Annotated in this window: 12 protein-coding genes; 10 read left to right on the plus strand and 2 right to left on the minus strand. The window is 49.2% G+C overall.

Features of this window, described 5'->3' with window-relative positions:
* Positions 1 to 139 precede the first annotated feature (139 nt).
* From ACFOEK_RS17475 to ACFOEK_RS17485, 3 genes are read left to right on the plus strand one after another with little or no spacing between them, the layout of a single operon-like run.
* Positions 140 to 1231, plus strand: coding sequence for an FAD-dependent oxidoreductase (locus tag ACFOEK_RS17475; protein WP_386722758.1), 1092 nt, complete (start codon positions 140 to 142; stop codon positions 1229 to 1231).
* 58 nt (positions 1232 to 1289) lie between these two features.
* Entirely contained in the window at positions 1290 to 1484 is a 195-nt protein-coding gene (gene thiS, locus ACFOEK_RS17480) for a sulfur carrier protein ThiS (protein ID WP_386722759.1), read from the plus strand.
* Positions 1485 to 1486: 2 nt separating this feature from the next.
* Entirely contained in the window at positions 1487 to 2362 is an 876-nt protein-coding gene (locus ACFOEK_RS17485) for a thiazole synthase (RefSeq protein ID WP_386722760.1), read from the plus strand.
* Positions 2363 to 2502: 140 nt separating this feature from the next.
* Here ACFOEK_RS17485 and ACFOEK_RS17490 read toward each other — a convergent pair whose 3' ends face one another.
* Positions 2503 to 2673, minus strand: a complete 171-nt coding sequence (locus ACFOEK_RS17490) for a hypothetical protein (protein ID WP_386722761.1) — start codon at positions 2671 to 2673, stop codon at positions 2503 to 2505.
* A 361-nt stretch (positions 2674 to 3034) separates the two neighbouring features.
* Between ACFOEK_RS17490 and ACFOEK_RS17495 the strand changes: the two genes are divergently transcribed.
* The 4 genes from ACFOEK_RS17495 to ACFOEK_RS17510 all read left to right on the plus strand — a co-directional run bounded on the left by ACFOEK_RS17495 (position 3035) and on the right by ACFOEK_RS17510 (position 9957).
* Positions 3035 to 4435, plus strand: coding sequence for an efflux transporter outer membrane subunit (locus ACFOEK_RS17495; protein ID WP_386722762.1), 1401 nt, complete (start codon positions 3035 to 3037; stop codon positions 4433 to 4435).
* Positions 4436 to 4456: 21 nt separating this feature from the next.
* The gene (locus ACFOEK_RS17500) at positions 4457 to 5707 is read left to right on the plus strand and encodes an efflux RND transporter periplasmic adaptor subunit (RefSeq protein ID WP_386722763.1); all 1251 of its coding nucleotides are present in this window, start codon (positions 4457 to 4459) and stop codon (positions 5705 to 5707) included.
* Positions 5704 to 8862: an efflux RND transporter permease subunit gene (locus ACFOEK_RS17505; protein ID WP_386722764.1), complete on the plus strand. Its 3159-nt coding sequence runs from the start codon at positions 5704 to 5706 to the stop codon at positions 8860 to 8862. The genes ACFOEK_RS17500 and ACFOEK_RS17505 overlap by 4 nt, the downstream gene beginning before the upstream one ends.
* A gap of 192 nt (positions 8863 to 9054) precedes the next feature.
* Positions 9055 to 9957 carry a DUF4382 domain-containing protein gene (locus ACFOEK_RS17510; RefSeq protein WP_386722765.1) on the plus strand — a complete coding sequence of 301 codons (903 nt, stop codon included), beginning with the start codon at positions 9055 to 9057 and terminating at the stop codon, positions 9955 to 9957.
* A 93-nt stretch (positions 9958 to 10050) separates the two neighbouring features.
* Here ACFOEK_RS17510 and ACFOEK_RS17515 read toward each other — a convergent pair whose 3' ends face one another.
* Positions 10051 to 12075 carry a bifunctional metallophosphatase/5'-nucleotidase gene (locus ACFOEK_RS17515; RefSeq protein ID WP_386722766.1) on the minus strand — a complete coding sequence of 675 codons (2025 nt, stop codon included), beginning with the start codon at positions 12073 to 12075 and terminating at the stop codon, positions 10051 to 10053.
* 255 nt (positions 12076 to 12330) lie between these two features.
* Here ACFOEK_RS17515 and ACFOEK_RS17520 point away from each other — a divergent pair, with 255 nt between their 5' ends.
* From ACFOEK_RS17520 to ACFOEK_RS17530, 3 genes are all read left to right on the plus strand, one after another.
* On the plus strand, positions 12331 to 12915 hold the full coding sequence (locus ACFOEK_RS17520) for a Tll0287-like domain-containing protein (protein ID WP_386722767.1): 585 nt from the start codon (positions 12331 to 12333) through the stop codon (positions 12913 to 12915).
* Positions 12916 to 13043: 128 nt separating this feature from the next.
* Complete coding sequence (locus ACFOEK_RS17525; RefSeq protein WP_386722768.1) at positions 13044 to 13505, plus strand: DoxX family protein; 462 nt, start codon at positions 13044 to 13046, stop codon at positions 13503 to 13505.
* 147 nt (positions 13506 to 13652) lie between these two features.
* Positions 13653 to 14648, plus strand: coding sequence for a glutathione S-transferase family protein (locus ACFOEK_RS17530; RefSeq protein WP_386722769.1), 996 nt, complete (start codon positions 13653 to 13655; stop codon positions 14646 to 14648).
* The last annotated feature ends 90 nt before the right edge of the window (positions 14649 to 14738 follow it).

Consider the following 14738-nt stretch of genomic DNA (forward strand, 5'->3'; position numbering starts at 1 on the left):
TGACCTCTCGCAACAAAGTGCGCGATTCAAACAAATGGATACATCATCGCCCTTATAAGTGTTGCTTATAATCCCTTATAATCTCCGTTCTTTCCAAGATCACCGTCATTGCACGTAATTTACACAAGGTAGCAGTCGTTTGAGTTCAGAATCCATATTGAAGATAGGTATCGCTGGTGGCGGATTATTGGGGCGCTTGTGTGCCTGGCGTTTAGCATTGGCTGGTTATCAGGTTACGGTCTTTGATGCGGCTACGTTCGAGCAGCCGACAGGTGCCTGTTGGACGGCAGCGGGTATGATTTCGCCGTTGAGTGAGTTGGTGCACAGTCCGCGAGAAGTCTATGACAAGGGCTTGGAATCGCTGGCAATCTGGCCTAGATGGTTGAAAGAGTTGGAAGCCACGCAACACAAGACCATGCATTTCCGACACGCCGGTTCGTTGGTGGTGGCGCACCCACAGGATCAGGCCGAACTTGAGCAGTTTTATCTCGATCTCAAGCATAAGTTGGCCGACGAAGAGGCCAATGGTCGCCCTGGACTGGATGAACTGGTTGACCCGTTAAACCATGTGGGGATTCGCACTCTGGAGCCTGCGTTATCGCATTTTGATCATGCGCTGTTTCTCAAGCCGGAAGGGGATCTCAATAATCGTCGAATTTTGCATGGACTGTTGGACGACCTTAAGCGTTTAGAGGTGACGCTGGTGCCAAATACCAAGGTGCGTTGTGAACCAAAGGTCATTATCGACGAAGATGGCGCTCAACATAGGTTTGATTTGGTGTTGGATACGCGGGGACTCGGCGCCAAACCTCAATTGCAGGAGTTGCGAGGAGTGCGTGGCGAAGTGTTGAATGTCGAGTGCCATGAGATCACCTTGAATCGACCGATTCGCTTGATGCACCCACGATACAAGCTGTACGTGACGCCCAAACCGAATAACCACTTTGTGATCGGCGCGACCGAAATTGAAAGCAGCGATATGTCACCAATGAGTGTACAATCCAGCCTGGAATTAAGCAGCGCTTTGTATACTATTCACCCTGCATTTGCTGAAGCACGCATCGTCGAGCAGCCGGTGAATTGCCGACCTGCTATGCTGGATAATCTGCCTGTGGTGAATGCAGAATCTGGCTTGATCCAAGCCAACGGTTTGTATCGCCACGGTTATTTATTGAGCCCGGTGGTGGTCAACCAAGTATTGGCTGAGATTGATCCTGCATTGGTCGATTAAAAGACCGGTTGAAAGGTTAATTAGTTTTTAGAGAATGAATAAAGAATAAGGTAACGGAATGGAAGTTCTGGTTAACGGTGAAACCAAACAGGTATCTTCAGGCACCTTGCAATCACTTCTTCAGGAATTAGCGTTTGAAGGTGATTTTGCTGTGGCTGTGAACAGTGAATTCGTACCTCGTTCATTGTATAGCGAACAAGTGATTCAGTCGGGCGATCAGATTGATGTGTTGTCACCGATTGCAGGAGGCTGATAATGACTAAAGACGCTCTTACTCAAGACACTGATCCTTCACAAGATCTATTAACCCTCTACGGTGAAAGCTTCTCCAGCCGAATGTTAATCGGTTCGGCGTTGTACCCGTCTCCTGCGATTATGAACGAAGCCGTTCAGGCCTCGGGCTCTGAAATCATTACCTTATCGTTACGTCGTCAAATGGCCAGTAACGCGCCTGCTTCTGGCAGTGGCGGTTCGGGAATCGGAGCAGCTGCTGCTCAGCGTGAAGCTAATGAAATCTGGCAGTACATTCAAAACATGGGGCTCAAATTACTGCCTAATACTGCCGGCTGTAAGACGGCCAAAGAAGCCATTACCTTGGCTGAAATGTCCCGTGAAATCTTCAAAACCGATTGGCTGAAATTAGAAGTGATCGGAGATGATTACAACCTGCAACCTGATCCGTATGGTTTGATTGAGGCGGCCTCTGAATTGATCAAACGAGGTTTTAAAGTCTTACCTTATTGCACGGATGACCTGATTGTCTGTCAGCGTTTATTGGATGCCGGTTGTGAAGTCCTGATGCCGTGGGGCGCTCCCATTGGTACAGGCCAAGGGTTACTCAATAAGTACAATCTAAGTGCGATTCGTGAACGCATCACTCAGGTACCGTTGATTATCGATGCCGGCATTGGCGCACCTTCACAAGCGGCCGAAGCGCTGGAGATGGGTTTTGATGCGGTGTTGCTGAATACCGCTGTTGCCAAAGCGGCAGAGCCGGTGATGATGGCGCAAGCCTTCAAAGCCGCAGTGGAATCCGGGCGTTTGGCCTATAAAGCCGGATTGATGTTGAAGCGCCAGACCGCCAGCCCAAGTACGCCGACGGTGGGGATGCCGTTTTGGCATCAACAATAACGTCTGAAAGCTATTGCGCTTGGCTATATGAATCAATGGGGTCAGAGTAAGTGAATTTGATAGTTGAGTCAGGGGCTGACTTTGTTTTGTCTGGATTGTTCTTACTCTGACCCCAATTGATTCTTGGAAGCGTCTCCTGCTTATCCTTCCCTTTGTTGTTGCCTTAATCGCCTTTCTAATTGCTGTCGTTCCTGCCTCAGTATTTCAATTTCATGAAGTTGCCATTCATTCATTTTGTCTGAGTTTTCATCTCCCTGATAGACAGTGATGGGAGTATGAGTCTGCACGTTCGGAACGGACGATTCAGGCATGTGAAATCTCCTTATTCATCATATTGGGAAGATAACTATAGACAATGGCTGTGATCCGTTGGCGAACGAAATGTAAGAAATTGACTCTAAATCTTGTGGTTATTTTGCTCTTATTTTTCTTTATCGCCTTGAATTGAGGATGAACTAATCAATGAGAGTTTTGATCCAAAGAGCGGCTTGACGACGTAAAGCTACAATAAAGAAGGGTAAAGCCGCTTTGAATAACTTTAAGTCTGTGGTGGAATGAACTCTTTAGTATAGATTCATTCTCATTTTCAACTTCCACGTATTCTGAACAGATTAGCAAATCCCAATGCCTAGATATTCGAGTATCAAATGTACATTCAAGCCTTTGATTTCAATGATGCTTGTTAGCTTTCTAAGTGCCTGTTCGATCTTGTCTCAAACGGTTGATCAGACTACTACGGGTGAAACTTTGTCTGGCTTTGAGATCCCAGAGAAGTGGTCTGAAGATGCTGATCACAGTGTCGCTCAGGGGTGGCATCAGGTGATTGAGTCTGACCAATTGGATGCCTTGATCAGCGAAGCTTTGACACATAATCAAGACCTTCAGGCGTCTGCATCTCGCGTACTGGCGGCTCGTTCACAGGCGGAAATCACGTCCGGGCAGTTATTACCTGAACTTGACGTGACATTGGATGGTTCTCGTCAGCGAGCGGCTTCCGGCATTGAAACCGACAGTTACTCATTGGGTTTGAATTTGAGTTGGGAATTGGACATCTGGGGGCGGTTGTCCGACGCCGAGCAGGCGGCCTTGATGAGTTATCAGGAACAGGAGTTTCTATACCGTTCGGCTAAACAATCGCTAGCTGCCCAGGTGGCCTTGGCTTGGATTGAAGCCATTGAAAGTAAGCGTCAGTATCGCCTGGCGCAAGCGCAGGAACAAAGTTTGAAAGACAGTCTGGAAGTGATTGAGGACGGGTTCAGTTCAGGCATCCGAGAAGCCTTGGATGTCTACTCTGCGCGAGCCGAGCGGATTAATGGCCAGACAGAAGTGTTGGAACGTAAACAGGCTGTTAATCAAGCGTTGAGAGACTTATCGGTACTATTGGGGCGCTATCCCTCGTTGATTGACGATATTCCTGATGCCCTGCCTTTGGCGTTATCGACATTGCCAACGAATTTGTCGTCTCGTTTATTGGAGGCTCGCCCAGACGTGCGTGCCGCCTATTCAACGGTGATGAGTCAGCAGTCGAATGTGTTGTCGGCGGGGGCCAATCGTCTGCCAAAATTTACTTTAACCGCCAGTGTGGGGGCCAGCAGTGATTTGTTGTCGGACGTGCTTCGTGGTGATGAGTTGGTGTGGAATGCCTTGGGTGGGTTAACCGCGCCCATTTTTAATGCTGGCAAGTTGCAGCAAGAAGAGCTGCGTCAGCAACACTTATTGGAAGCGGCCATTGCGGATTATCGTCACACGGCGCTAACCGCGTTTTCTGAAGTCGAACAAGGCATCGATAACGATCATTGGATTGCTCAGCAATTAGCGACGGCCAAAGAGGCGGTGGATGTCTCCAAACAAGCGGAACAGCAAGCCTTTGAAAGTTATTTGTCGGGGTTGGATAACCTCAATACCTGGTTACAGGCGCAACGCACTGCGTTTGAACGCACCAGCCGTTTGATGCAGCTAGAGACCAGTTATTTTCAGAACCGCATACAATTACATCAAGCATTGGGTGGGCAGTTTGTCGTTTTTGGCGATGCCTCTCAACAAGCTGCTTCTGTTGATCTACAGGCACCATAGACGTTTATTTAGGAATTATTGATGTCGACTCCATCCAAATTGATTCGTTTGTCTCTACCGTTAGTCATTATCGCGTTGACCGCGCTGGTGTTGTATTTGTTGGTGGCGATGAAGCCGGAAGCGAAAAAGCGTCCGCCGAAAGCAGAGACCGTGATTCAGGTGGAAACGGTGATGAGCCAAGTGTCGGACTTTCAGGTTGAGATGCCCAGCCGTGGTTTGGTCAAAGCACAGACAGAATCCACTTTAGCCGCAGAAGTGGCGGGTACTGTGGTGGCTATTTCTGAGCATTTACGAAAAGGTGGCCGTTTTAAGCAGGGCGATTGGTTGCTGACCATTGATCCTAGAGATTACGAAGTGGAAGTGAAACTGGCGGAAGCCAATCTTCGTCAGTCGCAGCTGGCGTTGGACGAAGAAAAAGCAAAAGCGGCACAGGCATTACGAGATTGGACGCGGTTATCCAAAACCCTCGATAAAGCATCGAACCCGCCGGATTTGGTATTGCGTAAACCGCAATTAGCCGCCGCCGAAGCGCAGCTGGCTTCGTCCCAAGCGCAACTCGAAAAAGCTCAGTTAGATCTGGAGCGGACTCGCATTTTGGCACCGTTTAATGGTTATGTGCTCAGTCAATCGGTGGATCTTGGTCATTATGTCTCGCCGGGTAATCAATTGGCCGAACTGTCCGGTTTGCAGATGGAGATTACGCTGCCTATTTCTGCGCGTTGGCGCCCTTTGCTGGATTGGCAGGCAATCCACACGGATAAACAGGGCAATGCGGTCAATGAAGTGATTTTGGAAGTAGGTGAGGGTGAGCACCGTAAAGAGTGGAAGGCTCATGTGGTACGAGACAGTGGTGAGGTGGACGCTCAGAGTCGTCAGTTGCAACTGATTGCCCGTATTGAACCGCAGTCGGATGCTCAGTGGCCGTTGTTGGCCGGCGACTATGCGGTGGCCCGTATTCAAGGCAAACGACTGGAGAATGTCATTGTGCTGCCAAGAACGTCATTGGTGGACGGTACGTATGTCTGGAAGGTAGTGGATCAACGGTTACAAAAGCAAGATGTGGATGTGATTTGGCAGAACAAAGACGTGGTCGTGGTAGCGAACGCGCCTAAACACAATCAAAGCATTTCAGCGCAAGATGAAGTGGTGTCGTCAGCGCTTAGTTATGCCATTTCAGGGACCAAAGTTGCGGTGATTCGTCGTAATGGTGAGCAAATTGCGCAGACCGACACAAACTTCGAAAACGCAAGTTCAGCGGGAGCGAAACCATGATTGCTTGGTTTGCCCGAAATCACGTTGCCGCCAACTTGCTGTTGCTCAGTATTGTCATTGCGGGCGTTTTCATCATGTTGCGCGTCGTGCCGGTAGAGGTGTTCCCGAGCTTTGAGCTGGAAACCGTGAATGTGTCAGTGGCTTACCCCGCTGCGACTCCTGAAGACATGGAAACCGGGGTGGTGAATAAGATTGAAGAAGCCATTGCCGATTTACCCGACATTGAATCGCTTTCGTCACGGGCATCTGAAGGCTCCGCAACGGTGACGGCGGAAGTGCGTGCCGGAGCCGATCCTCAAAAACTGCTCAATGACATTAAATCACGAGTCGATGCGTTATCGACCTTACCTGTGGATGCGGAACGTCCCGTAGTGGAACGTCCGTTGATTAAACGGGAAGTACTAAGCGTGGTGGTATCGGGTGATTTAGATGAGAAAGAACTCAACGAATTGGCACGTCAGGTTCGGGATGAATTAGTACGCCTGCCTGCATTGACTCAGACTGACCTTGAAGGGGTCCGTCCGTATGAAATTGGCATTGAGGTATCAGAACATAAGCTGCGCGAATACGGCTTAACTCTGAGCGAAGTTGCTAATGTCATTCAAGCGCAATCTATTGATTTGTCGGCTGGGCGAATTCGCTCTCCGTCTGGGGAAGTACTCTTGAGGGCCAAGGCACAAGCGTATTACTACGGTCAATTTGCCAGCATAGTCGTCAAACGTTTTGACGATGGTTCGGAACTGACATTGGGTGACCTGGCGACCATTGATGACGGTTTCGAAGAAGACCCAATCTTTACTCGTTTTAATGGCAAACTGGCGGCGGTGGTCAATGCGTACCGAGTGGGCGATGAAAGTGCCATTCAGGTGTCTGATGCCGTGCATCAATACTTGGAAGACAACCGTGATCGTTTTCCACCAACCGTAGATATTGGTATTTGGGACGATGATGCCTCGATCATTCGTGCCCGCTTGCAAACCTTATTAACCAACGCGTGGCAAGGGGCGTTGCTGGTAAGTATTCTGTTGGGCTTGTTCTTGAGACCTGTGATTGCCTTCTGGGTGGTGGTCGGTATTCCGGTGACCTTTATGGGGGCCATCGCCTTGATGCCGTATTTGGGGGTGACCGTCAATATCCTCAGTTTATTCGGCTTTATTCTGGTGTTGGGTGTCGTAGTAGACGATGCCATCGTAACCGGTGAGAACATCTACAGTCATTACAGTCGCGACCCGAACGGGCTTGCGGCAGCGATTAATGGCACAAAAGAAGTGGCGGTGCCAGTGGTATTCGGCATCTTAACTACAGTGGTTGCATTCATGCCGTTTATCTTTATCGAAGGGCGGTTGAGTGTGCTTTTTGCGCAAGTGGCATTCGTAGTGATTCCGGTACTGCTCTTTTCGTTGTTGGAAAGTAAGCTGATTCTTCCGGCGCATTTAAAACACATCAAGCAGCTGAAAGACTATGGCAGTCGTCCGCCTTTGTTGGTGCGAGTTCAGCGTTCCTGTGCGGATGCCTTGGTGTGGTTTGTTCAGCATGTTTACCGCCCGGTGGTGAATGCCTGCTTGAATCGTCGTTACCTCACCTGGTTCAGTTTTGTCTGTGTGTTTGTGATCACCATTGGATTGATTTCACAGGGCTGGACGCGCTTTGTGTTCTTCCCGCGGATTCAAAGTGAAACCGCGCGTGCGACCTTGTACATGGAAGAAGGTACGCCGCTCGTAGAAACACAAAAGGTAGTGCGCCGTATTGAACAGGTGGCCTTTGATCTTCAGAGCAAGTATATCGACCCGGTGACTGGTGAGAGCATCATTGAAAACGTTCTAGCGACTGAAGGAGTGGCGCGTGGCGGTTCATCGGGGCAGTCTCATGTGGGCTCGGTGCGTTTTGAAATTACCCCGCCGGAACATCGCAGCTTATCGGTGGACAGCTCGACCTTGGTTCGTGAATGGCGTGAGAGCATTGGCCCAATTGTTGGCGTTGATCAGTTGAATTTTCGTGCCGAAATTGGTCGGCCGGGTGACCCGATTGATGTTCAATTAGTCGGGCAGGATGTTAATGATCTGAATGCCGTGGCTGAAAAGGTGAAGGCTAAGTTGGCCTCGTACGATGGCGTGTTTGATATCAGTGATAACCTGTCGGACGGTAAGCAGGAACTTCAGATTGGTCTGTTGCCGGAAGCGGAACTGCTTGGTTTTACACTCAGCGAGGTGACTCGCCAGGTGCGTCAGGCATTCTATGGCAATGAAGCGCAACGCATTCAGCGTGGCCGTGATGATATCCGGGTTATGGTGCGTTATCCCAAAGATGAACGTGCGTCGTTGGCGGACTTGGATGAGCTGCTCATCACTACCGCTGATGGTAATCAAGCCCGTTTTGGCGATATAGCGACAGCGAAGTGGGGACGTTCACCGTCGGCCATTTATCACGTAGAACAGGATCGTGCGGTTAACGTCATTGCGGACATCGATAAAACGTCAGTGAATATGACGTTATTGACTGAAGATTTGGTTAGCTACCTCGATGAGTTATTACTGCAGTATCCTCGTGTACAAGTGACACTGGAAGGCGAAGCGGCAGAACAACGGGATTCGTTCACTACCATCGTATGGGGTGGCGCCATGGTGCTGTTTGCCATCTATGCACTGCTAGCGATTCCGTTTGGCTCTTACAGTCAGCCGTTTATTGTGATGTCAGTGATTCCGTTTGCCTTCATTGGTGCCATCGGTGGCCATTGGTTGATGGATAAGGATCTGTCGATGATGAGCATCATGGGCATGATGGCGTTGGTGGGCATCGTAGTGAACGACAGTCTGGTATTGGTGGACTTCGTCAACCGAAAAGTCAAAGAAGGCATGCCGATTGAGCAAGCGGTAAGGGAATCGGGCGCGGCGCGTTTCCGTCCGGTGATCTTGACCTCGCTAACCACCTTCCTTGGGTTATTACCTCTGCTATTTGAAACCAGTACTCAGGCTCAATTCTTGATCCCAATGGCCATTTCGTTAGGCTTTGGGGTGCTCTTCGCCACCTTCATTACTTTGATTCTGATTCCTTGCCATTATCTGATTCTGGAAGATATGCAGGCAGGTATCGCCAGAATCAAGGCGTTTCTATTGGGACAAGAATCTTCGCCAAAAGAACCAGTGAATAATCCGTAAAGGGACAATTGGAGTTCAAACCTCTTATCTGCCAAGCCTTGGTTCGCTAAAGCGCAGATGATCTGGCAGCTATACTTAGAAAAGCATATAGAGAGTCGTCGAATAGCGTCATCGCTTTTGAGCGAAGTGAGTATGACTGACTCAAAAGCGATGACGCCGATAGCTCTCGATAGTGAGTAGAGGAGCCTGAACATGAGTGCGTTTAAGCGGATGTTACCCATGGTCTTAATACCTATGACCTTGATCAGCTGTAGTGGTGGAGGTAGCAGTTCAGGCTCTGCTTCGACTTCTTCTGGAAATGGTACTTTCACACTCTCCATTACCGATGCTCCGGTTGATAACGCCGACAGTGTGGTGGTGGAGTTTACAGGCGTGGAAGTTAAACCGGCGGAGGGTGAAGCAATCTCGTTTACTTTTGATTCTCCAATGAGTATTGATTTATTGGCTCAGCAAAATGGCAATTCGGCCGAGTTGGTCAGCGATGAAACCTTGTCTGCCGGGAGTTATAACTGGATTCGACTTGCAGTTAACGCCGAAGAAGATGGCGTTATGGATTCCTACATTGAAATTTCGGGCACTCAATTTGAATTGGACATTCCTAGCGGCTCTCAAACCGGCTTAAAACTGAATTCCGGTTTTACTATTACGGCGTCAGGTAATGCTGACTACACCATTGATTTCGATTTGCGTAAGTCTGTCGTCCTAGCCAGTGGCGACTATAAATTAAGACCATCCCTTCGTTTAGTAGATAACGCCGAAGTTGGTTCCATTTCAGGGGAAGTGGATGCCACCTTGATTGCAACTGCTTGTGCTGATGCCAACACCTACAGTGGTGTGGTTTACGTGTTCTCTGGTGCAGGAATAACTCCTGATGATCTTGACGGTGCTGATCCTGAGCCCCTCAGTTCTGCCACGGTCAGTTTCGATGAAGACGATGCGGTCTATACCTACACCGCTGCCTTTCTGGAAGCGGGTGACTATACCTTGAGTTATACCTGCGACGAGGATGATGGCGAAGTCGATGATACCTTGATCTTCAACGGTACATCGGATGTAACATTAGCGGCTGGTGCCACAGGAACATTGGATTTCTGATCATTAGTAGTTGCTCTTTGTGTATTAAAAACCCGGCTTATACGCCGGGTTTTTTGTAGCCCTTTAAACCTGATTGAGCAGCACCCTAAAAAACTAAGGCGTCAGTACCGTGTCGGTACGAGCGCTCAGGTTCTGGATTCGGGTGTCGTCTGCCAGTGCTGTTTCTGCTTGGTCAAACGGGGTGTCGGAGTCAGGGTAAGTCGCTATCAGGTATTCCGCCAGAGCATCTTGTTCTGTGCCCGGTTCAGCAAAAGTGGCTTCGCCAGCATCGGTTAAGGTGTCTTCCAGTTGTACTTCATTGACCAGCGGGAACGCCCAAGGGTAGCCGTCACCGCCGACACCATCATTATCTGTAGCGAGGAAGCCAAGGGTAACAATGCGGAAGGTACGTGCGGCATTGCCTTGCAATACCCCATTCTGAACCACGGTATCTATGATGTTGCCATCACTATCAATCACGGCAACAGTGCGTACGCGCTCTCCTGCTTGGGTAACAGTGGTGCCGTCGGCAATACGACCGTTACGTGTTGGATCAAAGCTGAAACGAATACCGGCAACCTGAGCAAAGCGGCCAGACACCCCTTCAACATTGGACACGGCGTGCTCTAACACATCGAGCAGCGTTTGTGCGGTGATGTCCATGATGGTCAGGGTGTTGTTGAATCTTAGTGTGCCTTCAATATCAAACTGGGAAATATCCCCTTCGGCCTTGCCTACCAAGTCATTGGCCGGGTTGGTTGTAAAGGTTAGGTCGTCTTCGCTGGTTGATCCCGGTGGGAAGGTGACTAAACCAATATCATCACGAATGCCGCCACCGTTTTTGATGGAGATTTGAACCGTGTTATCAAATTGTTGGGCAAGCCACAGGTTGGCGTCTGCGGTCAGGTTACCCATGTTGGTTTCCTGAGTTCGCACCTGGCTACGACGACCATCAATATAGACACTGGCGTTGCCTAAGATGTTGCCATCACGCTCTGCCAGCACCAGTTCCACACCGGTTTTTATGGTGGCAACGTCGGCATTCACATGGCCATTGAGGTTATCCACAGTGGTTTGATCTGCAGCGTAGGCGCCATTGACGGTATTATCCAGGCTGTCGGTTTGAAGAATACCGTCCTCATTAAACTCGGCCACTAAACGACCCAGATACTTGTAATCGCCGTCGGTGTTGACCACCAAGGTTGGGTTACCATCGGCATCGCTGAATTGCAGTGGATAGGTATCCGCCGCGGTATCGCCGACGAGCAAGCGATCATTGTCATCCGCGAGCAGCGTGTTCGAACCGCCAGCCACAATGATGTCGACATTGCTTAACAGGGTCGCCAATTCACGTTCTACGGCGATGTCCTGCATGTGGGCTAACAGAATCACTTTGTTGATGCCTTGCGCAACCAAGGCATCGACGGCTGGCTGAATTTGCGCGGCCAGCGCGGCATTGTCATTGGTGCTGTCCGGCAGTACGTCAATATCACCGGTACTGGTGATGCTGGCTAAGGTCGGGGTGGTAGCGCCGACAATTCCAATCTGCTCGCCATCAACTTCAATAACCGCTGATTGAGCCAGCGAGTTGGTCATGTCACTGGCCGCTTGACCATCGTCTGTGACTAAGTCGGCGAGATTGTCATCAGGGGTGAAATCCAGTGTTGAACTGAGGTAAGGGAAGTTGGCACCTGGGTAGTTGCCACTTGCATTGATGATACTGGCAAATTCTTCGGTGCCACCATCTAGGTCGTGATTCCCAACGGCCGACGCCTGATAGCCCATGGCATTCATAAAGGCGATGTCTGCACGACCGTTACCGGCTTCATTAACTCCACCAATGAAGCTCATGCTGTCATCGGACGCGGCTAGATAACGCGGCCCAGGAATGTAGTTGTCCCCAGAGCTGAGAAGTACGGTGTTGTCTGGGTACTCAGCGCGTAATGCGGTGACGATCGCTGAAAAGGCTTCAACGTTATCTAGTGCGCCGGTAGCACCATCCATATCGGCATTATGGAGCAGTTGTAGAGTGAAATTTTCTTGTTCGCTTGGCGTGCTGTTGCTGTCGTTGTCGCTGCATCCTGCCAGTGTGACGGCCAGCGCCATGGTTGCTATGCCGAACTTCTTATAGTGGGTCATCATCAATCCTCTTTATTTTTTGACCGGAACGGCAAGTATCCTAAAGCGGCTGTATGACGATAGATTTCAGTCAAGGTGACGTTTAGATGAAATTTTGGCGAAGAAATGGTGACTTGGGGGATTCATCACATCACCAATTCATCGACTTTTTGTTAACCCAGGTTGTATTGACTTAGATCCATAAAATAATATAAGAATAAGCTAAATTAGTATAATCTAATTTAATGCCGTTTTATTTTTATGAGAGGAGTCACCGTGAAAAGAACCTCAACCTTAATTTCTACTGGTTTATTCAGCCTTATTTGCCTGGGGATGTCCTCGTCGGTGTGGCCGCAGGAGCAAGATGAAAAGGTGGTGGAGCAGCTTACGATGGAAGCGCGAAGCAAAGTAAAAGCCTTTGCTTCGCAGTTAAAGTCGACACTGAAACAGGAACTGAAAACCAATGGCTCGATCAGTGCCGTTAAGGTGTGCAATCTGGATGCCCCAGCCATTGCCGATTCCGTCAGCACCGATGGCTGGCAGGTGTCTCGAACCGCGTTTAAAGTGCGTAATCCGTCCAACAAACCAGACACTTGGGAAAAGACGGTACTGGCAGATTTTGATGCCTTGCTGGCGCAAGGGGCTGCTCCACAAGCCATTGAATATGCCGCAGTCGTGGATGACCAGTTCCGTTATATGAAAGCGATTCCTACCGGCTCGGTATGTCTTGCTTGTCATGGCTCAGAGATCAATCCGGAGTTAAAACAACAAATTCACACGCTGTATCCAGAAGATCAGGCGACCGGGTTCTCTGTCGGGGATCTGCGAGGAGCCTTTAGTTTAACCAGAGAGCTTAATTAAGGATCTCAATCAAATATCAGTTTAATAGATTGTTTTTGTCTATTTAATGTATTTTTAATCGGTTAATTCGATCTCTATTATGTCTCCTATCGCGTTACGACGCACACAAACACTATTAGGAGACGATCATGAGTGTATTAAACAAAGCGTTCTTTAAACAACTTCTAGCAACTGATGCAGGCATTGCTTCATTGGCATTGCGTATACCGGTGGGGATCATCTTGATAGCTCACGGGGCGCAGAAACTCTTTGGTGCGTTTGGTGGCTACGGTCTGGAAGGCACTGGACAATGGATGGCATCCATCGGCTTGGAGCCAGGTTACTTGATGGCGCTTTTGGCGGGGTCGGCGGAGTTCTTCGGTGGCTTGGCCTTGATCCTTGGGTTGCTGACTCGTCCGGCAGCGATTGTGGCTGCGTTTACTATGCTGGTGGCGATTATCACTGTGCACTTGGAAAACGGCTTGTTTCTGAGCAACAACGGCTATGAATTTGGCTTAGCGCTGTTGGCGGCCGCGGTGTCTTTGATCTTTGCTGGCGGTGGTAGTTTGTCCATCGACAATGCTGTAGCGAAACGTTTGGCTTCTGACTAATCAGAAGTCTTCTTTCTTAATTGTTAAAAAGCCAATTAGTTAAATCGTTAATTGTTAAAAAGCTAATTAGTTAAATCGCTAATCGTTTGAATTGCTAACCGTTTCGATGACAAACGTTCGAAATCAAAAAAAGTAAGGGTGGAAGCTATGGGTTTATTAGTTGAGGGTAAATGGGTTGATCAGTGGTATGACACTAAGAGCTCAGAAGGCAAGTTCGTTCGTGAAGCCAGTAAGTTTCATAGCTGGGTAACTGCCGATGGCTCTGCCGGGCCAACCGGTGACGCCGGTTTGAAGGCGGAGAAAGGGCGTTATCACTTATATGTATCCTTAGCGTGTCCTTGGGCTCATCGCACCTTGATCTTCCGTGCCTTAAAAGGTTTGCAAGATTACATCGACGTCACCGTAGTTAGCCCGGACATGCTGGAAAATGGTTGGGAATTAAAGTCTTACCCTGAGCGTGAAAACAACGAACCTTTGTATGGGTTTGAATTCATGCATCAGCTGTACACCAAAGCCAAGCCGGATTACACAGGTCGCGTCACCGTTCCTGTGTTGTGGGACAAGAAAACCGAAACCATAGTTAGTAATGAATCGGCCGAGATCATTCGAATGTTCAACAGCGCCTTTGATGAGCTTACCGGCGATACTCAGGACTTCTATCCAGAAGCTCTACAGGTCGAGATTGATGAAGTGAATGCGCGGGTGTATGACAGTATCAACAATGGTGTCTATCGTGCTGGTTTTGCAACGACCCAAGCGGCTTATGAAGAGGCCTACGACGAGCTGTTTTCTGCATTGGACTGGCTGGAAGCGCGGTTGAGCAAGCAACGTTATTTGGTGGGGGATCAAATCACCGAAGCGGATTGGCGATTGTTTACCACGCTAATTCGTTTTGATGCGGTCTACTACGGTCACTTTAAGACCAACAAGCAACGCCTAGAAGACTACCCGAATATTTCAAACTACGTACGCGAGTTGTTTCAGGTGCCAGGCGTTAAACAAACGGTCGATATGGAACACATCAAGCGTCATTACTATTACAGCCACGCTACCATTAACCCAACGCGGGTAGTGCCAGAAGGGCCACAATTGAACTACGACAAACCACACGATAGAGAACGGTTTGCTAAAGTTGCCGCTTAATACGCCGATCCTCTTAAAAGCTGTTGGTTAAGGAACCTCTGAACAAGTCCGTATGAGCCAGCAGCTTTTTCGTTGGCAGCGGATGTTCAA

Origin of the sequence: Litoribrevibacter euphylliae (assembly GCF_042646085.1) — a bacterium.
GTDB classification, from domain to species: Bacteria; Pseudomonadota; Gammaproteobacteria; order Pseudomonadales; family Litoribrevibacteraceae; genus Litoribrevibacter; species Litoribrevibacter euphylliae.